Origin of the sequence: Streptomyces sp. NPDC007971 (assembly GCF_042958635.1) — a bacterium.
Classification (GTDB): domain Bacteria; phylum Actinomycetota; class Actinomycetes; order Streptomycetales; family Streptomycetaceae; genus Streptomyces.
Genome location: NZ_JBIBJK010000011.1, coordinates 144,311 through 167,062 on the forward strand (window position 1 = coordinate 144,311; position 22,752 = coordinate 167,062).

Annotated in this window: 20 protein-coding genes and 1 tRNA gene; 6 read left to right on the top strand and 15 right to left on the bottom strand. The window is 71.6% G+C overall.

The window, feature by feature from the left end; all coding sequences use genetic code 11:
• Nucleotides 1–9: 9 nt before the first annotated feature.
• Nucleotides 10–837 carry a hypothetical protein gene (locus ACFZCP_RS23990; RefSeq protein ID WP_391429784.1) on the bottom strand — a complete coding sequence of 276 codons (828 nt, stop codon included), beginning with the start codon at nucleotides 835–837 and terminating at the stop codon, nucleotides 10–12.
• Nucleotides 838–1,101: 264 nt separating this feature from the next.
• Here ACFZCP_RS23990 and ACFZCP_RS23995 point away from each other — a divergent pair, with 264 nt between their 5' ends.
• Both ACFZCP_RS23995 and ACFZCP_RS24000 read left to right on the top strand, forming a co-directional pair.
• On the top strand, nucleotides 1,102–1,548 hold the full coding sequence (locus tag ACFZCP_RS23995) for an ATP-binding protein (protein ID WP_391429786.1): 447 nt from the start codon (nucleotides 1,102–1,104) through the stop codon (nucleotides 1,546–1,548).
• A 38-nt stretch (nucleotides 1,549–1,586) separates the two neighbouring features.
• On the top strand, nucleotides 1,587–2,165 hold the full coding sequence (locus tag ACFZCP_RS24000; RefSeq protein ID WP_391429788.1) for a GNAT family N-acetyltransferase: 579 nt from the start codon (nucleotides 1,587–1,589) through the stop codon (nucleotides 2,163–2,165).
• A gap of 197 nt (nucleotides 2,166–2,362) precedes the next feature.
• Here ACFZCP_RS24000 and ACFZCP_RS24005 read toward each other — a convergent pair whose 3' ends face one another.
• From ACFZCP_RS24005 to ACFZCP_RS24020, 4 genes are all read right to left on the bottom strand, one after another.
• Complete coding sequence (locus ACFZCP_RS24005; protein ID WP_391429790.1) at nucleotides 2,363–3,700, bottom strand: MFS transporter; 1,338 nt, start codon at nucleotides 3,698–3,700, stop codon at nucleotides 2,363–2,365.
• A 69-nt stretch (nucleotides 3,701–3,769) separates the two neighbouring features.
• Nucleotides 3,770–5,134: an aminotransferase class I/II-fold pyridoxal phosphate-dependent enzyme gene (locus ACFZCP_RS24010; protein WP_391429793.1), complete on the bottom strand. Its 1,365-nt coding sequence runs from the start codon at nucleotides 5,132–5,134 to the stop codon at nucleotides 3,770–3,772.
• Between the two features lie 139 nt (nucleotides 5,135–5,273).
• A complete protein-coding gene (locus ACFZCP_RS24015; protein ID WP_362694358.1) occupies nucleotides 5,274–6,761 on the bottom strand; it encodes an aminopeptidase P family protein in 1,488 nt (495 codons plus the stop codon).
• Nucleotides 6,762–6,940: 179 nt separating this feature from the next.
• Nucleotides 6,941–8,353 (bottom strand): SpoIIE family protein phosphatase, encoded by a 1,413-nt coding sequence (locus ACFZCP_RS24020; RefSeq protein ID WP_391429795.1) that lies wholly within the window; start codon nucleotides 8,351–8,353, stop codon nucleotides 6,941–6,943.
• A 611-nt stretch (nucleotides 8,354–8,964) separates the two neighbouring features.
• On the opposite strand from ACFZCP_RS24020, the gene ACFZCP_RS24025 reads away from it, so the two are divergent.
• Nucleotides 8,965–9,666: a bifunctional DNA primase/polymerase gene (locus ACFZCP_RS24025; RefSeq protein WP_391429798.1), complete on the top strand. Its 702-nt coding sequence runs from the start codon at nucleotides 8,965–8,967 to the stop codon at nucleotides 9,664–9,666.
• A gap of 55 nt (nucleotides 9,667–9,721) precedes the next feature.
• Nucleotides 9,722–10,363, top strand: a complete 642-nt coding sequence (locus tag ACFZCP_RS24030) for a hypothetical protein (RefSeq protein ID WP_391429800.1) — start codon at nucleotides 9,722–9,724, stop codon at nucleotides 10,361–10,363.
• Nucleotides 10,364–10,606: 243 nt separating this feature from the next.
• Here the strand turns inward: ACFZCP_RS24030 and ACFZCP_RS24035 are convergent, their stop codons facing one another.
• The 3 genes from ACFZCP_RS24035 to ACFZCP_RS24045 all read right to left on the bottom strand — a co-directional run bounded on the left by ACFZCP_RS24035 (nucleotide 10,607) and on the right by ACFZCP_RS24045 (nucleotide 13,660).
• Entirely contained in the window at nucleotides 10,607–11,569 is a 963-nt protein-coding gene (locus tag ACFZCP_RS24035; protein WP_362694370.1) for a DUF5926 family protein, read from the bottom strand.
• Between the two features lie 261 nt (nucleotides 11,570–11,830).
• Nucleotides 11,831–12,469, bottom strand: coding sequence for an ATP-binding protein (locus ACFZCP_RS24040; RefSeq protein WP_362694373.1), 639 nt, complete (start codon nucleotides 12,467–12,469; stop codon nucleotides 11,831–11,833).
• Nucleotides 12,470–12,832: 363 nt separating this feature from the next.
• Nucleotides 12,833–13,660, bottom strand: coding sequence for a glycerophosphodiester phosphodiesterase family protein (locus ACFZCP_RS24045; protein ID WP_391429803.1), 828 nt, complete (start codon nucleotides 13,658–13,660; stop codon nucleotides 12,833–12,835).
• Between the two features lie 316 nt (nucleotides 13,661–13,976).
• Here ACFZCP_RS24045 and ACFZCP_RS24050 point away from each other — a divergent pair, with 316 nt between their 5' ends.
• Nucleotides 13,977–15,455 (top strand): trypsin-like peptidase domain-containing protein, encoded by a 1,479-nt coding sequence (locus tag ACFZCP_RS24050; RefSeq protein ID WP_391429806.1) that lies wholly within the window; start codon nucleotides 13,977–13,979, stop codon nucleotides 15,453–15,455.
• Nucleotides 15,456–16,179: 724 nt separating this feature from the next.
• A tRNA-Ser gene (locus ACFZCP_RS24055) sits at nucleotides 16,180–16,266 on the top strand.
• Nucleotides 16,267–16,401: 135 nt separating this feature from the next.
• On the opposite strand, the gene ACFZCP_RS24060 is transcribed toward ACFZCP_RS24055, so the two are convergent.
• From ACFZCP_RS24060 to ACFZCP_RS24090, 7 genes are all read right to left on the bottom strand, one after another.
• Nucleotides 16,402–17,817 (bottom strand): tyrosine-type recombinase/integrase, encoded by a 1,416-nt coding sequence (locus ACFZCP_RS24060; protein ID WP_391429808.1) that lies wholly within the window; start codon nucleotides 17,815–17,817, stop codon nucleotides 16,402–16,404.
• Nucleotides 17,818–17,877: 60 nt separating this feature from the next.
• Nucleotides 17,878–18,066, bottom strand: coding sequence for a helix-turn-helix domain-containing protein (locus ACFZCP_RS24065; protein ID WP_391429810.1), 189 nt, complete (start codon nucleotides 18,064–18,066; stop codon nucleotides 17,878–17,880).
• A 485-nt stretch (nucleotides 18,067–18,551) separates the two neighbouring features.
• Entirely contained in the window at nucleotides 18,552–20,027 is a 1,476-nt protein-coding gene (locus ACFZCP_RS24070; protein WP_391429812.1) for an ATP-binding protein, read from the bottom strand.
• 3 nt (nucleotides 20,028–20,030) lie between these two features.
• The gene (locus ACFZCP_RS24075) at nucleotides 20,031–20,879 is read right to left on the bottom strand and encodes a bifunctional DNA primase/polymerase (protein WP_391429814.1); all 849 of its coding nucleotides are present in this window, start codon (nucleotides 20,877–20,879) and stop codon (nucleotides 20,031–20,033) included.
• On the bottom strand, nucleotides 20,876–21,616 hold the full coding sequence (locus tag ACFZCP_RS24080; protein ID WP_391429816.1) for a DNA methylase: 741 nt from the start codon (nucleotides 21,614–21,616) through the stop codon (nucleotides 20,876–20,878). The genes ACFZCP_RS24075 and ACFZCP_RS24080 overlap by 4 nt, the downstream gene beginning before the upstream one ends.
• A gap of 87 nt (nucleotides 21,617–21,703) precedes the next feature.
• On the bottom strand, nucleotides 21,704–22,156 hold the full coding sequence (locus tag ACFZCP_RS24085) for a hypothetical protein (RefSeq protein ID WP_391429818.1): 453 nt from the start codon (nucleotides 22,154–22,156) through the stop codon (nucleotides 21,704–21,706).
• Nucleotides 22,157–22,167: 11 nt separating this feature from the next.
• The gene (locus ACFZCP_RS24090; protein WP_391429820.1) at nucleotides 22,168–22,632 is read right to left on the bottom strand and encodes a hypothetical protein; all 465 of its coding nucleotides are present in this window, start codon (nucleotides 22,630–22,632) and stop codon (nucleotides 22,168–22,170) included.
• Nucleotides 22,633–22,752: the final 120 nt, after the last annotated feature.

Consider the following 22,752-nt stretch of genomic DNA (forward strand, 5'->3'; position numbering starts at 1 on the left):
CGCCTCGCGTCAGGCGGCGAGAAGGAACGCGGCGGCGGGCGGCCCGCGCCGGATCACCGTGTGCTGGAGTGCGGTGGTGTGCGGGGCGGGCGCCTCGTCCCGGGCGGTACGACGGCAGCACGGGCCGGACTCGGCCGCGGGGAGCAGCCCCGCGCACAGGGCGCGCGCCAGCGCGAGCGCGGCGCGCAGGGATCGCACGAGCGCCCCCTCTGTGACCCCATGCACCGATAGCTCGATCAGCCGCAGCACGGCCACGTCGCCGCGGCGCAGCAGCCATCCGGCGGCGACGGCCGCGAGGACGTGCCCGAGCAGCATCGGCAGGGTGGGCAGCAGCGACGCCGAGGAGCCGGTGGCGTCGGCCATGTGCCGCATGGCGGGCGTGGTGCCCGCGGCCCGGCCCGAGGCGTCGACGAGGTGCGCGTCGAGAAGGAGCCGGTAGGCGTGCCCGGGGGTGAGCGCCGACGGACTGGACCCGCACAGAAGCCGCGCGGCCCGTTCCACGAGCGCGCCGCTGTTCTGGGACCCGTCCGCCGGGCCCATCGGCATCGTGGCGGCGGCCCCGTGCGCGCCGAGTCCGAACAGCGTGTGCAGCACGCTCTGGCCGAGCGCGAGGAGCGCGGCGATGCCCGGCAGCGAGCGCTGCCGGCCGGTGAGCGGTGCCACGAGCAGCAGGGAGCCCAGGAACCCCGCGCCGAGCGTCCACAGGGGCACGCGCGCGCAGGAAGCCAGTGTGTGCCCGGCCGCGGCCAGCGCGACACAGGCCGCGGCGAACACCGCGGCCCGCAGCATCCGGAGTCCGGCTCCGGGGCGCGCCGTGCGCGGGTGGGGGGCAGTCATGGCGGGCTCATCATCGCACTGGCCTTACCCGCGCCCTACGGCAGGTCGCGGGATTCCGCCACCGCACGGTGGATCGCCGGCGCCGCCGAAAGATCGCCGAAACGGCTGGAAGATCGTCCTCCGCCCCACATTCATGCCCTCATACACCGATTCCTTCCGGGGCGCATCGCCTGAATGGGCGGCGGCACGTCAAGGGTGTGCTTACGGCCGCGCGCGGGCGGCAATACGTATCGGTATGTCGAGCCGCGGCCAGGAGGCTGGAGCATGAGCATCTGGTGGTCACTCCATCTACGCCGCGAGGCTGCGAGCGTCCCGCTCGCCCGGCGGCTGCTGATCGGCACGATGGAGACGGCGGGCGTCGACCCGGACGTCTCCTTCGACCTGTCCGTCGCGCTCAGCGAGGCCTGCGCGAACGCCGTCGAGCACGGCGGGGGCACCACGCGCGGAGGCTGCTCGGAGGCCTATCGGGTGACCGCGTATCTCGACGGCGAGAAGTGCCGGATCGAGGTGGCCGACGCCGGGCCCGGATTCATCCGCATGCAGGACGTCCGGCCCGCCCGAACGGACGCCGAGCACGGCCGCGGGCTGTGTCTGATCAGAGAACTCGCCGACCATGTCCACATCGGGGCCAAACCGGGCCGGGGCGGAACGGTGGTGAGCTTCGACAAGATTCTCAAGTGGAAGAAAGATCCTTCCCTGCTTACGGCATGACGGTCCCCCTGCAGAGCGCGCGCGGTTAAAGTGCGCCCATGCTCACCGACCGCAGAACAATCGGAGACGAGGAAATAGCGGGCGGCGTGATCCTGCGCCCGCTCGCATCGGGCGACGCTTTCACGCTCGCCTCCGCCTATACAGAGAACCGAAAACACCTTGAACCGTGGGAGCCGGTCAGGCCGGATTCCTTCTTCACCGCCGAGGGACAGGCCGAGCGCATCGACGGGCTGTTGCGGCAGTCCGCCGAGGGTGCCGTGGTGCCGTGGGTGTTCGAGGCTCCGGACGGGCGGATCGTGGGGGCGATCACCCTGTCCGGGATTTCCCGCGGCCCTTTCTGCAGCTCCTACCTCGGGTACTGGGTCGCCGCCGACCACCAGAACAGGGGGCTGGCCAGCGCGGCGGTGCGGCAGGTCTGCCGTATCGCCCGGGACCGGCTGGGACTGCACCGGATCGAGGCGTCCACGCTGACCGAGAACACCGGTTCACAGCGGGTTCTTCAGAAATCAGGTTTCGAACCGATCGGGCTGGCCCAGAATTATCTGCACATCAACGGGAAATGGCGGGACTGCCGACTCTTCCAGCGGGTACTGCACGACCACGCCCCGGTGATGTGAGAGCGCCTTTTGGGCCTTTTGCTCGGTAGTGCCGGCCGCACCGCGCTTTGCCGGGGCACGCCCCTCGGACCGGCGAGCTGCGTTCCCGGCTTTGCGGGCCGTGACGGAAACGCAGAAAACACCTCGGTCACCCGGCCGTCCGGGACGGCGCCCCCGCGGAACCACTCACGGGGCGCCGTTCCCGGACGCCTCACCGCTCAGCTCACCGCCACCGGCAGCGGCTTCGGCTCCAGCTTCGACTTCGACTCCGACGTCAACCCCAAGTTCGACTCCGGCTCCGGCTCGGTGGCCGTCTTCCGGGCGCGCCCGGCGGCCCGGCGTGCCGCCGGACCCATCGCGCAGGCCGCCACCGGCATCAGCGCGCCCAGCAGGAGCCAGCCCGGCGTGCCCCAGCCGAGCAGCAGCGAGGTCACCACCAGCGGCCCGAGCGTGCGGGCCACCGTCACACCCGTGCCGAAGAAGCCCTGGTACTCGCCCATCCGGTCGGCGGGGGCCAGGTCGAAGGACAGCTGCCAGGAGCCCGCCGACTGCTGCATCTCCGCGATCACCTGCAACACCGCGCCGGCCACCAGGAGCAGGGCCGCGGGCCACGCGGACCGGCCCGCCGACAGCGCGAACACCGCGCAGGACGCGAGCATCACGACCCCGGACCGGCGCAGCGCCCGTACGGCCGTCGGGATTCCGGTGACGGCCCGGGCCGCCCGCACCTGGAACAGCATGACGATGCCGGTGTTGAGGACGAACAGCGCGGAGGCCAGCCAGGCCGGCGCCGCCGTCCGCTCGGTGATCCACAACGGCAGGGCGAGGCTGAGCAGGGGCATCCGCAGCAGCAGCACCGCGTTGAGCAGCGCGACGAGCGCATACGGCCGGTCGCGCAGCACGGCGAACCGCTGCTCGCGCCGCTCGCCGCCGACGGGACGCGTGCGCCGCTCACCGGGGGCCGGATGCATGCGCCGCTCGTCGGTGGCCGCCGCCGGCGTCATCGCCGGCAGCCGCAGCAGGATCAGTGCGCACACCAGGAAGCACACCACGTCCAGAGCGAACACCGCCCGGTATGCCGTCGCCGTGCCGGCGTTCAGCGCGAGCCCGCCCGCCGCCGCGCCGATCGCGAGTCCGCCGTTCAGCGTGGACTGCAGGCGCGCCAGCATGCCGGTCCGCTCACCGGGCGTCACCAGCCCCGCCAGCAGGGCCTGCCGGGCCGCCGCCAGGCCCGACTGCGCGCAGGCATAGGCACAGGCGGCGAGGACGAACGGCACGAACCCCCGCACCAGGAGGAACGAGCCGACCGCCGCCCCCGTTCCCAGTGCCAGCAGCACGGACGTCCCGCGTGCTCCGCGCCGGTCCGCGAGTCTCCCGAGCACCACCCCGACCAGCGAGCCCACCGCCCAGGCGAGGGTCAGCCCGAGGCCCACGCGCTCCGGGCCGAGACCGGCGACGCGCGTGAAGTACAGCGCCGAGGTGACGTAGAAGGCGCCGTCACCAACGGAGTTGGCGAGCTGGGCGAGGGCCAGGAAGCGCTGCGGACGAGTCTTCATACCGTTGACGGTAGGGGCCCGGTGGACCCCGGAGCAGACCCAATCAGCCACTGCTTCAGTGGCCCACTTTCAGGCGTCCAGCACCTTCGCCAGCACCTCCAGCGCCTGCGGATACGCGCGCTCGCGCGGGGTGCCGTAGCCGACGACCAGGCCCTGCGGCCGGCCCTCGCCGGGCGCGTCCCAGTGGTCGCCGAGCGCGCCGAGCGCCAGCCCCTGTGCCTCGGCACGGGCCAGCACCCCGGCCTCGTCGGGCACGTCGACCAGCGCGTGCAGCCCGGCGGCGATGCCGCGTACGCGCTGCCGCGCCCCGAGCCGGTCCAGCAGCTGGTCCCGGCGGCGCCGGTACCGCAGCCGGCACGCGCGTACGTGCCGGTCGTAGGCGTGACTGTCGATCAGCTCGGCGAGCGCCAGCTGGCCGATGGTCTCGGTGTGGTGGTCGCTGTGCAGCTTGGCGTCGGCGACCGCGTCGACCAGGTGCGGCGGCAGCACCATCCAGCCGAGCCGCAGCGCGGGGCCGAGGGTCTTGGAGGCGGTGCCCAGGTACACCACCTGACCCGGGGCCATGCCCTGCAGCGCGCCGACGGGCTGGCGGTCGTAACGGAACTCGCCGTCGTAGTCGTCCTCGATGATGAGCCCGCCACGCGCGCGTGCCCAGTCGGTGAGCGCGCGCCGCCGCTCCGGGTGCAGGGTGACACCCGTCGGGTACTGGTGGGCCGGGGTGACCACCACGGCGGCCGCCTCGCCCAGCTCCCCGGCGCGGACCCCGCGTTCGTCCACCCGCACCGGCAGCACGGTCCCGCCGTTGCGCCGCACCACCTCCCGGTGGAAGGGCAGACCGGGGTCCTCCATGGCGAGCGAGGCGCCCTCCAGCACGCGTGTGAGGAGTGCGAGCCCCTGGACGTAGCCCGAGGTGATCACGATCCGCTCCGGTGGCGCGAGCACCCCGCGCGCCCGCCCCAGGTAGCCCGAGAGCGCGGTGCGCAGTTCGATGCGCCCGCGCGGGTCGCCGTAGTCGTACGCCAGTGAGGGCGCCGTGGCTATGGCGCGGCGCAGGGCGCGCAGCCAGGCCGCCGCGGGGAACGCGCCCACGTCGGGGCTGCCGGGCCGCAGGTCGAAACGCGGTGCACGCGTGCGTGCGTGCGCCTGTGGTGTCTCGGAGCCCAGGGAGGGCAGCGGGGCGACCCGGGTGCCCGAGCCCTGCCGTGCCATCAGGTACCCCTCGGCGACCAGCTGGTCGTAGGCGGCCTTGGCCGTTCCCCGCGAGATGCCGAGTTCGGTGGCGAGCCGCCGGGTGGCCGGCAGCCGGGTGCCGGGCGCGAGCCGCCCGTCGCGTACGGCGTCCCGCAGCGCGCGCTCCAGACCGACCCGGCGGCCGTCCGCCGCGTCGGGTTCGAGATGCAGGTCGACACCGATTCCGGTCCAGAAGTCGTTCACGTTCCCCCCACGTGAGACCCGCGCCCCTCACGGGGCAGCGTTCGACAGGCGGCCCGGCCGCGCGGGGCGCGGCCGGGCACGACGTACGTACACACGAAATGGCCGGGTACCCACCGGTACCCGGCCATTCAGTGTGACGTCAGCCCTGCAAAGATGCCATCCATTCCTCGACCGCGTCCGACCTCCGGGGCAGCCCTGCGCTCAGGTTCCGATTGCCGTCCTCGGTGACGAGGATGTCGTCCTCGATGCGGACGCCGATGCCCCGGTACTCCTCGGGCACCGTCAGGTCGTCGGCCTGGAAGTACAGGCCGGGCTCGACGGTGAGCACCATGCCGGGCTCCAGCGTGCCGTCCACGTACGTCTCGGTGCGCGCGGCCGCGCAGTCGTGGACGTCCATGCCGAGCATGTGGCCGGTGCCGTGCAGGGTCCAGCGGCGCTGCAGGCCGAGCTCCAGGACCCGCTCGACCGGGCCCTCGACCAGGCCCCACTCGACGAGCCTCTCGGCGAGCACACGCTGGGCGGCGTCGTGGAAGTCGCGGTACTTGGCGCCGGGCTTCACGGCCGCGATACCGGCCTCCTGGGCCTCGTACACGGCGTCGTAGATCTTCTTCTGGATCTCGCTGTACGTGCCGTTGACCGGCAGCGTGCGCGTGACGTCGGCGGTGTACAGCGTGTGCGTCTCCACGCCCGCGTCCAGCAGGAGCAGGTCGCCGGAGCGGACCGGGCCGTCGTTGCGCACCCAGTGCAGCGTGCAGGCGTGCGGGCCGGACGCGCAGATCGAGCCGTAACCGATGTCGTTGCCCTCCACGCGCGCGCGGAGGAAGAACGTGCCCTCGATGTAGCGCTCGCTGGTGGCCTCGGCCCTGTCGAGGACCTTCACGACGTCCTCGAAGCCGCGCACGGTGGAGTCGACGGCCTTCTGCAGCTCGCCGATCTCGAACTCGTCCTTGACCAGGCGCATCTCGGAGAGGAAGACGCGCAGCTGCTCGTCGCGCTCGGCGGTGACCTTGTCGGTCAGGGCCGCCTCGATGCCGGCGTCGTGGCCGCGCACCACGCGGACCGGGCCGGTGGCCTCGCGCAGCTTGTCGGCCAGCTCGCGCACGTCCGCGGCCGGGATGCCGTAGAGCGCCTCGGACTCGGTGAGGGAGTGGCGGCGGCCCACCCACAGCTCGCCCTGGCCGGAGAGCCAGAACTCGCCGTTCTCGCGGTCCGAGCGGGGCAGGAGGTAGATCGTCTCCCGGTGGCCCTCGGCGTGCGGCTCCAGGACGAGGACGCCGTCCTCGGTCTGGTTGCCGGTGAGGTAGGCGTACTCGACCGAGGCGCGGAAGGCGTACTCGGTGTCGTTCGAGCGGGTCTTCAGGTTGCCTGCGGGGACGACCAGGCGCTCGCCGGGGAAGCGCGCGGAGAGCGCGGCGCGGCGGCGGGCGGTCTCGGTGGCCTGCGCGATGGGTTCCAGGTCACGCAGTTCCGTGTCGGCCCAGCCGGACTGCATGTTCTCGGCCAGCTCGTCGGAGACGCCCGGGTACAGGCCGTTCTTCCGCTGCTTGATGGGCTCCTCGGACTCGGTCTCCGGGTCGGCCGCGGTGGCGGCGGCATCGGAAAGAGCCGGGTTGAGCTCGTCGGACACGTGATCCTCCTCGGTACGGCAGGTGATCTCCCCCGGGCCCGCGACGCTCACGCTTGTGGCCGAGCGGGGGGACCTCCATCATCGTACGGTCGCACCGGGAGCGGCCCGGGACCGGAAGACCTGTTATGGCCGCCCATGTCAGGCAGTGTGAGAGCGCTCTCATGCGCTCTCGTCCGCTCTCAGTCGAAGCGGGCCGCCAGCAGGACCACGTCCTCCTCGCTGTCGGCCGTGTCCAGGCCGTCCGGCAGCACGGTGTGCAGCACGTGGTCGGCGACCGCTCCGGGATCGCGGCGCAGCGTGCGCGGGATGCTCGCGGCGGCCGCGTGCAGGCGGGCGAAGGCGCGGTCCATCGGGTCGCCGGTACGGTGCAGCAGCCCGTCGGTGTAGAGCAGGACGGTCTCTCCCGCCTCCGCCTGGATCTCCACGCTGGGCGCCTCCCAGCAGGCGAGCATGCCGAGTGGCGCGGAGACGGAGGTCTCGGCGAACTCGGTGCGCCGCTCGCCGATCAGCAGCGGCGGGCTGTGCCCGGCGCCGGCCAGGGTGATCTTGCGCAGGGCGGGCTCGCAGTAGGCGAACAGGGCGGTGGCCGAGCGGGCGGGCTCGGTCAGCCGCAGCAGCAGCTCCAGGTCGGACAGGACGGCGACCGGGTCCTCGCCCTCCATCACGGCGTAGGCCCGCAGGGAGGCGCGCAGCCGGCCCATGGCGGCGACCGCGCTGGGGCCGGAGCCGGTGACCGAGCCGACCGAGAGCCCGAGGGCGGCGTCGGGCAGCGGCAGCGCGTCGTACCAGTCGCCGCCGCCGCGCGGGCCGGTGCGGTGCCGGGCGGCGAGCTGGACGCCGGCCACGCGGGGCAGCCGGGAGGGGAGCAGTTCCTCGGCGATCGTCGCCAGGCGCGCGCGTGTGCGCTTGACCTCCAGCAGCCGTGCGAGGTGCTCGGCGGCATGGCGGACGTACAGGCCGACGAGGTGGCGGCGGCGCTCGTCCGGTTCGGCGGGCTCGTCGTACAGCCAGACGACGGCGCCCAGGCGGGCGGCGGACTCGGTGACCAGGGGGAGGGCGTAGCTGGCGGCGTAGCCGAGGCGGGCGGCCACCTCGCGATGGCGGGGGTCGAGGCCGTCCTCGGCGAACAGGTCGGCGTGCACGGTCTCGGTGCCCGCGCCGGTGTCGAGGAGGGCGCCGTGGAGCGAGCCGCGCGGCACGGTCTCGATGTGGCCGAGATCGGCGCGGCCGAGGCCGAGGCCGATGGTGGTGCAGGGGCCGAGTCCGTCGCCCGGTTCCAGGACGACCAGGCCGCGACGGGCGCCGACGAGGGCGGATCCGGCACGCAGCAGTTCCTGCAGGGCGGGTTCGAGGGCGTCCGTGCGGGACAGGCGTTCGGTGAGTTCGTGGAGGGTCGTGAGGTCCGAGACCCAGCCGGCCAGCCGGTCCTGGAGGACGGTCCCGGGGGCGGGGCCGGTGGGGACGGGCAGGGCGGGAGTGGCGTCCGGGGAGGGGTCGGCGCCGGGGGACGGGGGTGCGGGCGCGACAGTGTGTGCAGGCGTGGGAACCGCTGGATCGATTCCGGCCACTTTCGGAGGGTGCGGGGCGCTCATGGCGTCCGGCCTTCAGACCGGTGCGTATTGCTCAGAAGCATCGCAAACCCCCATGTCATTCTGCGCCGCCGGCGGTGTCTCCACATGTACACGCACTCGTAAGGGGATGTCCAGCATTGTCCTGCAGGGATTCCTGGTGTCCATGGGTCCGATGTGGGTTTCTTCCGAAACCCTTGCCTTACTGTCAAGTTGGCTTAAAACTGCCTCGGGTATCGGTTCATTGCGGTCGACTGGGCTTGCTCCACAGAGCGTCACAGCGGTCGTGATGGGTACGTACTCGGAGAAGGCCAGGGGTGGTTGGGGGCCACCCGGAACCTGGCGACGGACCCGGGCGTCATAGCCACCGACGACCGAGCCCCATCCTCCCGTGGCGGAGGCGGAGAGAAATACGCGCGACGGCAAAACGCCATGCTTCGCCACCCCCGCGCCGCAGCCGTGCTTTTGACAGACGCGCCATGGAAGCGGACGCGGCCAACGCTCGACCCCCTGGGGTTCCCCCTGTCATGCGCAGGGATGTGATGCGCCAACAGGTACGCACAGTGAAGTGATCGACACATGGTGTGATGTGGTCCACGGTGTTGCCAGCGGTGCAACGGAAAGGACGAGCGCTGATGCGCGAGATCCTCAAAAGGCGACGCAGGCTCCTGTCCAGGCGGAACGACGGGAGGCCTGAGCTGATCAGCGCGGCCCTGACCTTCGCGACGGAATGGCAGTGGCCCGTACTCCCGGGCGTGGCCCCGGACCCGCAGGGACGGGCCCGCTGCGGCTGCCCCGACCCGGAGTGCACGGTGCCCGGTGCACACCCCTTCGACCCCGGTCTGCTCGCCGCCACCACCGACGCGCGCATGGTGCGCTGGTGGTGGACCAACCGGCCGGACGCGCCCATCGTCCTCGCCACCGGGGCCGCCGCCCGCCCGGGCGGAGCCGAGAGCGGGGGAGGCCGGGCGCCCTGCGCGATCAGCCTGCCGGCGCCCGCCGCGCCCCACGCCCTCGACCTGCTCGACCGGCGGGGCATGCGCCTCGGCCCGGTGATCGCCGCGCCCACCCGCTGGGCGGTGCTCGTCAGGCCGTACTCCATGGAGCAACTGGGCGAACTGCTCTACGCCAAGGATTTCGTGCCCGGCTCGCTGCGTTTCCACGGCGAGGGCGGCTACCTCGCCCTGCCGCCGTCCGAGACCGGCCAGGGCGCGGTCCGCTGGGAGCGCGCGCCGCTGCCCGGCTCGGCCTCGCCCTGGGTGCCGGACGTGGAGGCCGTCGTGGACGCCGTGGTCGACGCCCTCACTCGTACGGGTGTGAGCGCGCCCGAGTTGTAGGGGTGTCGGGCGCGGTCGGGCGGTTTGCCCGCCCGCGGTCGTTATCTTCCGTTACATGCTGCGTTTTTCTGGGGATCATGGCACTCATTCGTCGCACCGCGGCGGGCCGGATCCCCGCAGACTTCGTCTGCTCGCCCTCGTGGGCGTCGTGGCGGCCGCGGTCGCGCTGCCGCTGGCCGTGGCGTCCGCGGGGCAGGTGGGCGACGTATCGCGACCCGACGGGCAGGGGTCCGACGGGCAGGGGGCCGAAGGCCAGCGCGGCGGCACCGCCGTCACCGCCTCCCCCGACGACGCGAAGCTGCCCTCCGCCGCCCCTTCCCGCTCCCCGCTCCTGCTCGGGCTGGGTCTGGCCACCGCCGCCCGCTGCGGGCCCGAACTCACCTCTCCGGACGGGGTCGAGGCGCAGACCTGTGTGCTGACCCAGGGCGAGGACACCTGGGCGCGCACCTACTACCGCAACACCACCGGCCGGGCCGTGGATTCGGTGCTGAGCCTGATGGAGCCGGGCGGCCGGACCGTGCAGGCGCGCTGCCCGGCGGGCGCCGACGACCAGCCCGCCACCTGTGACACGCCCCGCGAGCACACCCGGGGTGCGCTGGACGGCTATACGGCCGTCAGTGAGTTCGCCTCGCCCGGGGCCGAGGGGCCTCTGCTGCTGCGCTCGGCCAGCAACTCCCAGGATCCGAAGGGGAGTTGACGCTCCGCGGGCTGGTGTACACCGCAGGCGGACATGGAAAGACCCGGTTGCTGGCGACGGGGGATGCACCAGCAACCGGGCTACTCGAACCGTAACAAGAGATCGGCGGTTCGCAAATTCGATCTCGGCTATTCGGACACGGATTTCCCTGCGAAGACGGGGAGTTGTGACAGGAGTCACCCCGTCCGGTGCCGACATCACGGCTGAACGGTCGGTCAGCCGTGATGCGTGTGCGAGAGCGACTCAGCTGAGCGTGACCTGCCGGTTGGTCAGTCCGCCGCGCGCGCGGCGCTCGTCGGCCGTGAGCGGCTCCTCGGCGGCGAGAGCGGTGGCGAGCCGCTCGGCGAACTCGGCGGCCGGCTTCTCCACGTCCTCGGCCGTGACACCGCTCGGCAGGTCCCAGACCGGCACCGTGAGGCCGTGAGCACGGAAGGAACCCACCAGCCGGGTGCCCTCGCCGAGGCTGGAGCGGCCCGCCGCGTGCAGCCGGGCGAGAGCGTCCAGAAGCTGCTCCTCGGGATACGGCATGACCCAGCGCAGGTGGTTCTTCTCCGGGGTCTCGCACCAGTAGGCGGCATCCACGCCGGACAGCTTCACGGTCGGGATGGCAGCGGCGTTGGCCCGCTCCAGGGACGCGGCCACCTCCGGGGTGGCGTTCTCCGCGTCCGGCACCCAGAACTCGAAGCCGCTGTGCACGACTGGCTCGAACGTGCCTTCCGGGGCGAGCAGGTCCTGCAGCCGCGGGCCGTCGGCGGGGGCGCGGCGGCCCTCCACCGGCGTGCCGGGCTCGGCCGCGAGCGCGCGCTGGAGGGTGTCGGCGAGGTCGCGGCTGATGTCGCCGGAGGGCGTGTCGTTCTGCAGGCCGAGCAGCACCGAGCCGTCGTCGCGGCGCAGGGCGGGCCAGGCCATCGGCAGCACCGTGGCGAGCACGACCGACGGGACGCCCTCGGGCAGGCCGTCCTTGAGGGGCAGTTCGACCGTCGCGGCCGGCACCAGTTCGCGCAGCGCGACCCAGTCGCATTCGCCCGGCAGCCCTTCGAACGGGCGGCGCACCAGCTCGGTCACGGCGTGTGCGGCAGCCCGGCCGTGGCAGGCCTTGTAGCGCCGCCCGCTGCCGCACGGGCAGGGCTCGCGGGCGCCGACAACCGGGATCTCTCCGTCCGTGATCTGCGGCTTGGCCTTCGTCTGGGGTCGCTTCTTGGCCATCGTGGGTGTCTCCCGGTTACGGCTCGTCTCGTACGGGCGGGAGCCTAGCCGTTCCCGCCACGACCGACGGGAACCTGTGGACAACGGACACGTGGACGAGGCCGACGGTGTGAACCTGCGCGTGGCCTCCGCGTCCTCGTGGGGGCGGCACGGGCCGCGGGCCTTCCTCGTCCCGGCGGGCCCGGAGCAGTTCGGCTTCCCGCAGGGCGCGCCCGGGCCGGTTGCCGTCGGGGCTCGGCCCGGGCCGGCTTCCCGCGGGGCTCAGTCCAAGTCGTCGAACGCGTCCGCGAAGTCCAGCTCCGCCATGGCCGGAACCGTGGAGGAGGTGACGCGCGTAGCGAAATCGCCGCGACGGTACCCGGCGTCCGGATCGTGCACGTCCTCGTGGACCACGACCCAGACCGTGACCTCGCCCTGGGTGTCGTCCCGGACGCCCCAGTCGTCGGCGAGGGCCGTGATGATGTTCAGCCCGCGGCCGCCGTGCGCGGTGACCGACGGGGTCGCCGGAGCCGGGCGGGTCGGGCCGCCGCCGTCCGTCACCTCGACTATGAGCCGCCCGCGCGTGTCCACCCGCCAGGCGGCACGCACGTCGCCGTCCCCGGCCATGGCGTTGCCCAGAGGGCGCCCGTGTTTGCAGGCATTGCTCAAGAGTTCGGAAAGGATCAGTACGGCATCGTCGATGACCGGTTCCGATACGCCCCCGCTGCGCAGTTGCGACCGCATCCTGTGCCGAGCCGTTCCCACGCCCGCAGGGCCATGGGGTACGGCCATGCTCGACGACGTGGGCACCTCCTGTGCCACCACCAACGCCACCCCCGAGACCTCCTTTGCCCCACGCCACGGTGTGGATGCCCCATTGGCCTGTACCGGAAACCGGCCAGTCCCCTTCCGGTGACGCATTCGCAACGACCGAACACGGACCGAACGCGCCGGAGCACTCCCTGTGACGGGTCTGTCGTCGTGTGGCTTGATTTCAATGGTGTGGCCGAGAAGGGAGGATGCTGCAGCCCGGCGTCCGGGTCAAGAGGTGCGGAGCCCTCCTTACCCGGCTCTTGGGAGTTGCCTTACCCGGCACTTGGGGGTGCTCTCCCGCGACCGGCCTCCCGGCGGTTCTCTCCGTCGTGACCGGCTCTCGCGCGACCGGCGGCCCTGCGGCCGGCGACCCGGTCGTGCGGTCGTGCGGTCGTCGGGTCGTCGGGTCGTCGGGTCGTCGGTCGTCCGGGTCGGGTCGGGTCGTCGGGTCGTCCTGAGGCGTTGCGGCGGTCAGCGGCCCAGCTGGCGCAGCACCGCGTGCGGGCGGTTGGTGATGAGGGCGTCGACGCCCAGCTCGACACAGAGGTCCACGTCCTCGGGCTCGTTCACGGTCCACACATGGACCTGGTGGCCGGCTCGCTTCAGCCGCTCCACGTACCCCGGGTGGTTGCGCACGATGCGGATCGAGGGGCCCGCGATCCGCACCCCCGCGGGCAGCCGCCCGTCGCGCAGCCGGGGCGACAGGAACTGGACCAGGTAGACCGTCGGCATCGTCGGCGAGGCGGCACGCACGCGGTGCAGCGAGCGCGCCGAGAAGCTCATGATCCGCACCGGCGATGCGGCGGCCGAGACCGGCGCGTCCAGCCCGAACCGCTTCAGCAGAAGCAGCAGCCGCTCCTCGACCTGCCCCGCCCAGCGGGTGGGGTGCTTGGTCTCGATGGCCAGTTCCACCCGTCGCCCGGCGTCCGCGACCAGCTCCAGCAGCCGCTCCAGAGTGAGGACGGAGGTCTCCTCGCGGTCCTCGGGCCGGTGCTCCCAGTCGGGCTCCTCGTCGCGTCCGCGCCAGGCCTCGCGCGTCTTCCAGGAGCCGAAGTCCAGGGTGGCCAGTTCGGCCAGTTCCAGGGCGGAGACGGCCCCGCGGCCGTTGGAGGTGCGGTTCACCCGCCGGTCGTGGACGCAGACCAGGTGGCCGTCGGCGGTCAGTCGTACGTCGCACTCCAGGGCGTCCGCCCCGTCCTCGATGGCCTTCTTGTACGCGGCCAGAGTGTGTTCGGGGGCGTCCTCGGAGGCCCCCCGGTGGGCGACGACCTGGATGTGGTGCTGTGGTGCGTGGGTCACCGAGTCATGGTCCCACCGCCGTGGGATACGCGGGGCGGCGCGGGCACGTCCGCGGAGCGAACGAGGTCATACACCCTACTGGTTTGTATAATTTTCGCCGTAAAGATCCTATATAAAGAATGGTCCCGGACCCACAGTCACCGCTTATGGTGCTCTGACGGCCCATGGGAAAAGCTGACTGCATACAAGCGCCACACTGGACCATGCACGGCCGCTTCGCGCCGGACCGACGGCAGCGTGCATGCGTGTTACCGAATGCGACCGAGTGTGACTGAGTGCAACCTATGACGACAGCCGTGGATCGAGGAGAAGAGCTGTGAGCACCGAGAACGAGGGCAACGCGGTACCCCCTGCGCCGTCCGCACCTCCCGTGCCGATGGCATCTCCCGCCGCCTCCCCGCAGGGCCCCGCGCCCGAGGGGAACGCACCGACGGCTCCGCTCCCGCCCGTGCCCCCCGGCACCCCGGGCGCGGCCGAGCAGGACACGGCGGCGGCCGCACACGCCCAGCAGGGCCCGACCGATCCGTACCAGCCACCGGCCGGCCACCCCGGCCCCGCCCCCGACGGCTCCTGGCCGCCCCCGCCCCCGGCCACGCCCTCCTACGGCGACGGCGGCCCCGGTGCCCCGGGCGCCGGCTGGGGTGCGTCGTACCAGCAGCCCGCCCCCAAGCCCCGTAGCGGGCGCGGCGGGCTGGTCGCGGCGGTCCTGGTGGCCGCGCTGGTCGCGGGCGGCCTCGGCGGCGGCCTCGGCTACACCCTGGCCAAGGACAACGACAGCAACGGCTCCACCACCGTCTCGGCCTCCGACGGCAGCGCCGCCCAGGTCAAGCGTGCCCCCGGCACGATCGCCAACGTGGCCGGCAAGGCGCTGCCGAGCACGGTCACCATCGAGGCGGAGAGCACCAACGGCGAGGGCGGCACGGGCACCGGGTTCGTCTTCGACACCCAGGGCCACATCGTCACCAACAACCACGTGGTGGCGGACGCGGTGAACGGCGGCAAGCTCACGGCCACCTTCCCCAACGGGAAGAAGTACGACGCCGAGATCGTCGGCCATGCCCAGGGCTACGACGTGGCGGTCGTCAAGCTCAAGAACGCCCCCTCGGACCTCAAGCCGCTGGCCCTCGGTGACTCCGACAAGGTGGCGGTCGGCGACGAGACCATCGCCATCGGCGCCCCCTTCGGCCTGTCCAACACGGTCACCACGGGCATCATCAGCGCCAAGAACCGCCCGGTGGCCTCCAGCGACGGCAGCGCCAGCAGCAAGGCGTCCTACATGAGCGCCCTGCAGACCGACGCGTCCATCAACCCCGGCAACTCGGGCGGTCCGCTGCTGGACGCCTCCGGCGCGGTCATCGGCATCAACTCGGCGATCCAGTCCAGCAGCAGCGGCGGATTCGGCTCGGGACAGTCCGGTTCGATCGGCCTCGGCTTCGCGATCCCGATCAACCAGGCCAAGTACGTCGCCCAGCAGCTGATCAAGACCGGCAAGCCGGTGTACGCCAAGATCGGTGCCTCCGTCTCGCTGGAGGAGTCCACCAACGGCGCGAAGATCACCGACCAGGGCGCGGGCGGCTCCTCCGCCGTCGAGTCGGGCGGCCCGGCCGACAAGGCCGGCCTCAAGCCCGGGGACGTCATCACCAAGCTCGACGACAACGTGATCGACAGCGGACCGACACTGATCGGCGAGATCTGGACCCACAAGCCCGGCGACAAGGTGACGGTCACCTACCAGCGGGGCGGCCAGGAGCACACGGTCGACCTCACGCTGGCGGGGCGGACGGGCGACAACTGACCCACCGGCGACCCGGGAAGAACACGGGAAGCGAACACGCGGGAAGAAGGGGGCACCTCTCTGAGGAGGGGCGCCCCCTTCCTCATGCCCCTGACGGCCTCACGGGTCCATGGAATCCGCCGGTCCATGGAATCCGCCGGGTCCATCGATTCCGGGGGGTCCACGGTTTGCGCCGGGTCCGTGGGCGCCGCTGAATCTGCTGATGCCGTCGGGGCTGCCCGGACCTCCTCGGCGGGAAGCGGAGTCACCCCGCTGCCGGGGTACTTGGTGCCCGTGCAGCGGTCCCGTCAACGGCCCCCGGTGTCCCGCAGGCGACCCGCCATCGTGCCTCCGGCACCGAGACCTCCGCGTCCCCGGCACGGAGACCTGCGTGCCTCCGGCACGGAGACCTGCGTGCCTCCGGCACCGAGCCCTCCGTGCCGTTCTCCCCGGCGTCCTCCGGCCCGCCGAAGTTCCGTCCGGCTTCTGCCATACCGGTGTCTCCCCCGTGAGCCCTCGTGTGGCGCACGGGTCCGGGGCAACCCCGCCTCCATGCTTGATCCGTACGGCAGTGCGCGCCCGCCCGATGCCCACCGGCTGTGGCGGTCGCGGTGGTTGGACCGCCACGGCATCTCCACAAGGGGCCCGGGCGGCACCGCCGGTGGGCCCCATGACGGCCACGCCCCCACGACCCGGCAGCGTGCCGGTAATCTGTACCCGCGCCGCCGGTCTCCGGCGGGAGCGGGGAGGCGTGCCCGAGCGGCCGAAGGGAACGGTCTTGAAAACCGTCGTGGCAGCGATGTCACCGTGGGTTCAAATCCCACCGCCTCCGCAGTGGCCATGAGCCTTGCAGGTCAGAAGGGGTGTCTCTCGGGGAGGGGCACCCCTTCTGCGTGGAGCCTGTCTCACCCTTTCTCGCCCGTATCTCACCTTTGACCAGTGCGTATGGGCCATCCGTGGGCCAGGGTCAGGGCGTGTCTCCCTCGTCGAGCGCGCGGGAGATCAGGTCGTTGGAATGCTTTTGACCGCCCTTGAGGATCTTCGCGTAGAAGCGGTACAGCACGGCGATGCTGTGGCCGGCACGAGCGGCGACCTCCGCCGGGTCCACTCCCGATTTGATCCAGAGGGAAACGCCTGCGTGGCGCAGGGAATACGGCACGGCCGCAAGGTCCGACCTGACCTCGCGCGGGGCCAGCACCGCCTTTCGCGCTCTCTCCCAGATGTCGCAGTACTCGGTGGAGGGGACTCGTCCGCCCCGAGCAGCCCGGAACAGCCGGCCGTCATCGGCCGTGCCGTAGCGCGCGATGTGCTCCCGGAGCAGGTGCACGAGAACGGGCGGGATGGGCACTGTTCGCGTCGCGCCACGCTTTCGCCGCTTGAGTCCGCGCGTCTCGTACGACGTCCCGTCATCTGTCCATCCGCCGCCCACTTCCGGGCGACTCTCCCCAAGCAACAGCTCGCCCCACTCCTTCACGGTCGCAGGCGAGCTGGGAGGCAAGGTGCAGTCCGCTTCCTTGAGCGCGACGATCTCACCTGGCCGCATGGACGCGTAGTAGAGGCACCCGAAGAACGCGTGTAGGTGCTGACCTCGCGCCCCGGAGTCTCGGACAGCCCCGAGCAACGACCGAGCCAGAGCCGGATCCGGCACGTACCGGAAATCGATCTCGTCATCGCTCTCAGGAGGCGTCCAGTCCACGCGCGGCAGGGGGTTGGCGGAGAGTAGCCCTTTCTCCTCCACCGTGTAGCGCAGCACGTTGCTCAGCACCATGCGCTTGCGCCGGGCCGTGTTCTCAGCAGCTTTGCCCCCGTCCAAACGGAGCGACAGAGCCTCCAGAGCCGGCCGCAGTAGTGCGGGGTCCTCCAGATCCTTGACCTTGATGGAGTGCGCGGCGATCCACTCCAGCGCGACGCGGACGTCTTCTGGAGGCTCCTCCACCGTGTGGCGCGGCACCCAGGTCCCCTCAGGGGAGCGGACCGCCCGGAAAGCCCACTGGTACAGGGCAGCGCGCAGAATTGCCGGGAGCGGCGCTCCCCTCTTGCTGGTGACGAGCGTGGGGGTGACAACGGCAAGCGACTCCGCGATGCTCGCGCGGTGCTTGGCGGCAGCCCGCGGCCACTTCATGAGTACGTATCCCGTGACGTGCTCGTACCAGGTAGGAGAGGTGCGCGCCGCCAGTTCGCTCGCGGGGAGCCCCGTCTCCTCGTCGAATTGCTGGCGATCGCGCAGCGCGGCCATCAACTCCGCCCGCCGACCGTCAGCCTGCGGTTTGAGTTTGAAGCTGCGGGAATGCGGACGCTCGCCGACCCGCCAGCGCAGCTCCCATGGTTTGGGGCGACCGGCACGCTTGCGGATGGACCAGATATCGACGTCATACGTGAGCATGTCTCTCCAGACAGAGCGAGGGGCCCGCGCTGAGCGCGGGCCCCGGTGAAGCGGTCGGATCTATGCAGCGTGCTGCTCGCACCGCTCCCACCACGTGTCCAGGTCGGTGCGGCTGACGCGGACTTGACCGTTGGGGAGCTTGCGGAGGCGAGGGGCTTGGCCGCGGGCGCGCATGCGGTAAAAGGCGGCGCGGCTCACGCCGATTTCGTCGAGGACTTCGGGGAGTTTGAGCATCTGGGGGCGGGCCATTCGATGGCTCCTCAGCAGTCGGAGTGGGTGAGGCGGGTTGGTCTCGGTCTCCTCGGGGGCCGCGTCTGTCCGAGGTGGGGATTTCTGCGTCATCGCGTCACGCACGTCATTTGGGGCTCTGAGCTGCGGTTATGTGGTGACGCGGGCCGCTCGGGGCGTGTCACAGGGCGGGGCGGGGTTCTGTCACCCGTGACGAGGGTGACGCGGGATGACGCAGGTTTCGGCCGTCTGCGTCACCGGCCTAGCCGCAGGTCAGGGGCCGTTTTCTGGTCCGTGGTGACGTGGGTGACGCAGCGTCTCTTCTCTTAGGAAAAAGAAGAGGGGGGTGGTGTCTGTGGTGGTGCGGTGCGGCTCAGGACGTGAAGAAGGAGCCGCCTTGCGGCGCGACTTGTGCAGCGGCGGCAAGCCGCCGGAACAGCAAGAGGAGCACGCCAGTCGCGGGGTGCTCCTCTTGCTTGTTCGGTGCGGCGCCGTGGTGGCGCGGGTCAGAACGCCGCTTCCTGCTCGTGCAGGGACGGGAGGGGCGGGCGGGTCATCTCGATGTAGCGGGCGGCGCTGGTGCGGCCCCAGTCGATGAGGACGCCGCGTGCGGCGAGGGTCGGCTGCAGCCGCTTGAGCCGGTCGGAGAGGACCTTGCCGGTGGTGGGCCAGCCCTTGGGCAGGGGACGGCACTCCTCGCCGCTGTAGAGGGTGGTGAGGCAGTGCAGCCACTCCGATGAGGTCATACGGACTTCTGCGCCCGCGTCGAGCCCGGCAGCGTGCTTCAGGACCGTCTGAGCCAGCAGGTCTCCTTCGATGACGTCGTCATTGAGGTCATCGAGGCTGGCCCGGTAGGCGCTCAGCGAGCCGAAGCCGGTAGCCGCATCGAGCTGTGCGCACAGGTGGGCGAAGTCGGCCATCCGCAGGTCGGTGGGGGTGTCGGCCTGGGCGGCCCGCACCCTCACTGTCAGGTCCAGCAGGGAGCCGAGAACGACCGGCAGGATCTCCGTGTACTCGGCCCACAGCTCTGCCTCGGTGCGCCGTACCCGGGGCCGCACGAGGCGGAGCGGGAGGAGGCGTTCGGCGAGGTCCGGGCGGATGACGCCGACATCGATGCCGGTCAGGAGCATGGGGCGCCGATAGCGGGAGCGGACGACGTCGCCGTCGGTGAAGAGCGCGCGCTTGATGCTCTCGGCGCCGGTCACGATGCAGCACATGAGGTCGGACAGGTCAGGGGGCAGGTGGGAGAGGTTGTCCAGGGCGGTGACCCATCCGGCGGCGACGGCCGTGATCATGTTCTCTTCGTCCTTCGGTGCCCTGCGCAGGTCGCCGCTCATCCCTTCGATGATCCGCACGAGCATCCGGCCGCCGGTGGACTTGCCCGCGCCTTGGGGTCCGGTGAGGAACGGTGCGGGGACGGGCACGGACGGCTCCAGGCAGCCGATGAGCCAGGCGAGGGCCAGGCACTCGGTCTCGGCACTGGCGAAGTTGCACAGGCGGAGCAGGAGGTCGATGCCCTTGCCGTTGGTGTCCCGGGCGGGCAGGGGGAGTTCCCCGGTGAGCTGGGTGCGCCGCCAGCAGACTTCCTGCGGGTCGGGGGTGAGGATGTCCCAGCCGGTGGGGTGGATACGGACGCACTGGCCGTCGTCGCGGCCCAGGTCGAGCCAGGTCGCACCGTCAAATCCCGGGGCGACGCGGATGTGGGTGGGCTGTACGCCCTCGGTCAGGGCGAGTGCTTCGATCAAGTCCAGCGCCTCCTTGAGTGCCGTGCCGTTGAACACGCCGACCCCGTCTTTGAAGAGGCCGACCATGAGTTCCTGCCGGTGGCTCCCGGTCGTGCCCTGGGAGCGGATGGGCCGGGCGACGGGGTGGCCGTTCTTCTGCGCGTAGACGGTGCCGTCGATGGTGCGGAAGTACCGGAAGTGCGCTTGTGCGTAGTCGGTGATGATCTGGCGGGCCGGAGTCTTCTCGTCCTCGGACATGACTCACATCCCCAGTGCGGTGCGGGCGTTGGTCCACGCGTCGGTGCAGTGCCGGGGTGATTCGCCCTTGGTCTGCGCGGCGGTGAACAGCCGCGCGACGTGGGCATCGGTGAGGCAGCCGCACCGGCCGTGGGCGGACAGCACGGCGAGGAAGGTGCGGTAGACCGTGGTGTGGATGGCGCTGCGGGCCTCGGTGATGCGCTGTTCGGCCATGGTGATGCCGCGTTCCAGGTAGGCGGGTGTGCGGTGACGGCACTCCCCGTCCCCGACCCGTGCGGGCACGGTAGGGGCATGCGGCGCTGGCCGGACCGTGGAGGGTTCCTTCACGGCCAGTGCGCGCACTTCCGCCGGCAGTGTCGTCATGGTGCCGGTGCCGGGGCCGAGCCATCGGGCGTAGGCCATCGTGGACTTGATGTCCACGCCGGGCCGGACGGCATTCACGGACCGCATTGGCCCCAGGTAGACCCAGTGCTCACCACGGGTTGTAGGCACGGTTTGAGTGGCTGGCAGGTTCTCGCGTGCCCACGTGACCGCGTCGGCGTTGTCCAGGTCCACGACCGTCAGCCACGCCCCGCCCGGGTGGTAGGCGACCGCAGTAGCCCGCACCCATGCGCGGCGCCAAACGCCAGACTGGATGACGTCCAGGTCGGTCGTTGCGGCGGCCCATGCGTGGCAGGGGCCAGGGCAGGCGCAGGGCCCGGCGTTCCTCATGTTCGGCCGGCCCCCGCAGGCGTTGTCGGCGCACCTGCGGCAGTTGCCGAACGGCACCTTCCCCGCCCGCAGAGGCAGCACCGGGACGCCGGCCGCCGCGAGGTGCAGCGCGGTGCACAGGTGGCTGTTCGGGGCGCTCACGCGGCCACCCCCAGACCGGCCGTGGCACGCGCGGTGAGGAAGGCCCGGCCGATCCACTCGGTGTAGGCCGGCGGCAGTGCCTCACGCAGGCGCAGGTGATCGGTGGACCAGTCGATTCCCTTCGCCTGCCGGATCTCCTCCACGGTGGCCTTCCCGCCGCCCTTGCCGTACGCGGCCACGTAGGGGCCGTCGTGGTACTGGCCGTGCCGCCAGCCACGGACCCGACCGCGGTGTTTGGGGTGTGCGGGCTGAGGGGCGGTCCAGTGGCCGAGTTCGAAGTAGCGGTGCATGAGCACGGCGAGGCCGAACTGTTCGCCGCACAGGCGGATGTCCTTGCGGACCTCGGAGCCGGCCACGTTCTCGATCACGTACGGCCGGCCGGTCCCCTCCAGAGCGGCGCGCGTCGGCACGATCAGCCGCGGGTAGGTCCGGCCGATCGCAGCGTTGCGGGCCTTGTTGGTGCCCTTGGTGGGAGCGCCCTCCCCCTGGCAGGGGCAGGAGGCATGGATGAAGTCGAATTCGTCGCCGTGGGCGTGGATGAACTCCACAGCGTCGCCCTGATGGAAGGCGTCGCCGCGGTAGTCCGGCTGGGGTTCGATGTCCACGCCGGTGATGTGGCAGCCGGGGAAGGCACGGCGGTAGCCCTCGGTGCCGCCGCCGATGCAGCAGTAGGCGTCCAAGACCCTTAAGGGCCGGTCCAGGGCGAACGCTCGCCCGATGTCGGTTGGATGGGTCATGCTGGGTGTCTCCAGTTCCTTGTTGGGGTGCTGGTTGGTCAGGGCGGCCCGGGTTCTTGGCGGAATTGGGGGCCGCCCTTGGCGTTGCTAGTGGTTGTTGGCCCACTGGGCGTACTGCTGGCGGACGTAGGCCCGCGGGTTGCAGCCGACGACGGCGCCGTCCAGGGCCATCAGGTGGCAGGCCAGGTCGAATGCGTTGCTGGTGCTGGCGAAGTGGCCGGGAGTCATGCCGGAGGCCATGCGGTCGGTGAGGGCGGCGCGGCGCAGCCACCACTCACGCCCCCGCTCCTTGGCGGCCAGGAGCCAGGCCAGTTCGCTGCCGGCGTCGGGCGCACAGGCGTAGGCCTCGGTGCGGCCGGGCCACTCGTCAGGGGTGTTCGTCCGGGGTGCGTGCTTGTGGTCGGCGCGGACGTAGAGGCGGTTCTTCTCGCCGTCGCGGCTGGGGTAGACGGTCACGGTCCCGGCGTTGAACGCGCCGTCGAGCGCGGCGACGACGTGATCGGTGTCGGCGGGGTCGCAGATGATCCGGATGTCGAACACGAGGGCTCCTGTCAGCCGTGGAAGTGGTTGCGCTTGAACGTGGCCTTACGGATGTGGACCGTGGCGCCGCCCTTGTGGCCGTGGGTGCTGAGGACCTGGACGGCGATGAACCCGCCGAACACGACCGCGACGAGCGTGATGAGCTGGGTGATCAGCGCGGTCAGGGCGGTGATGAAGGTGGTGAGCAGCAGCAGTCCGCCGCACACCGCGAGGAACCCGACCCCGCCGAGGGCGACGTTCACCGCCGCGCGGGAGACGACCGGCTTGGCCGTGACTGGTTCGGGTTGGGTCGGGTTGATGGCGTAGCCGGTGACGATGCGTCCGTCCGGCAGGACGATGCTCGCGACCGTCGGAACGGTGCCCGGCTGGAGCGGAACGAGAGGTGCCGGGGTGACGACGGCCGGCGTGATGGGGCTGGGCTGGTGGACTTCGATAGGCCGTCCGCGGCCCGTGGCGGGGGTGTGCTCGGGGTACATGCGGAATCCCTTCCGGTGCTCGGTCAGGGAGGCGGGGGCACCCCCTTCGGGGTGCCGTGCGGAGGGGGTTTTCGGGGTGCTGACCTGCGGGCCTCCCTGCCTCCCTGGTGGATCATTTGG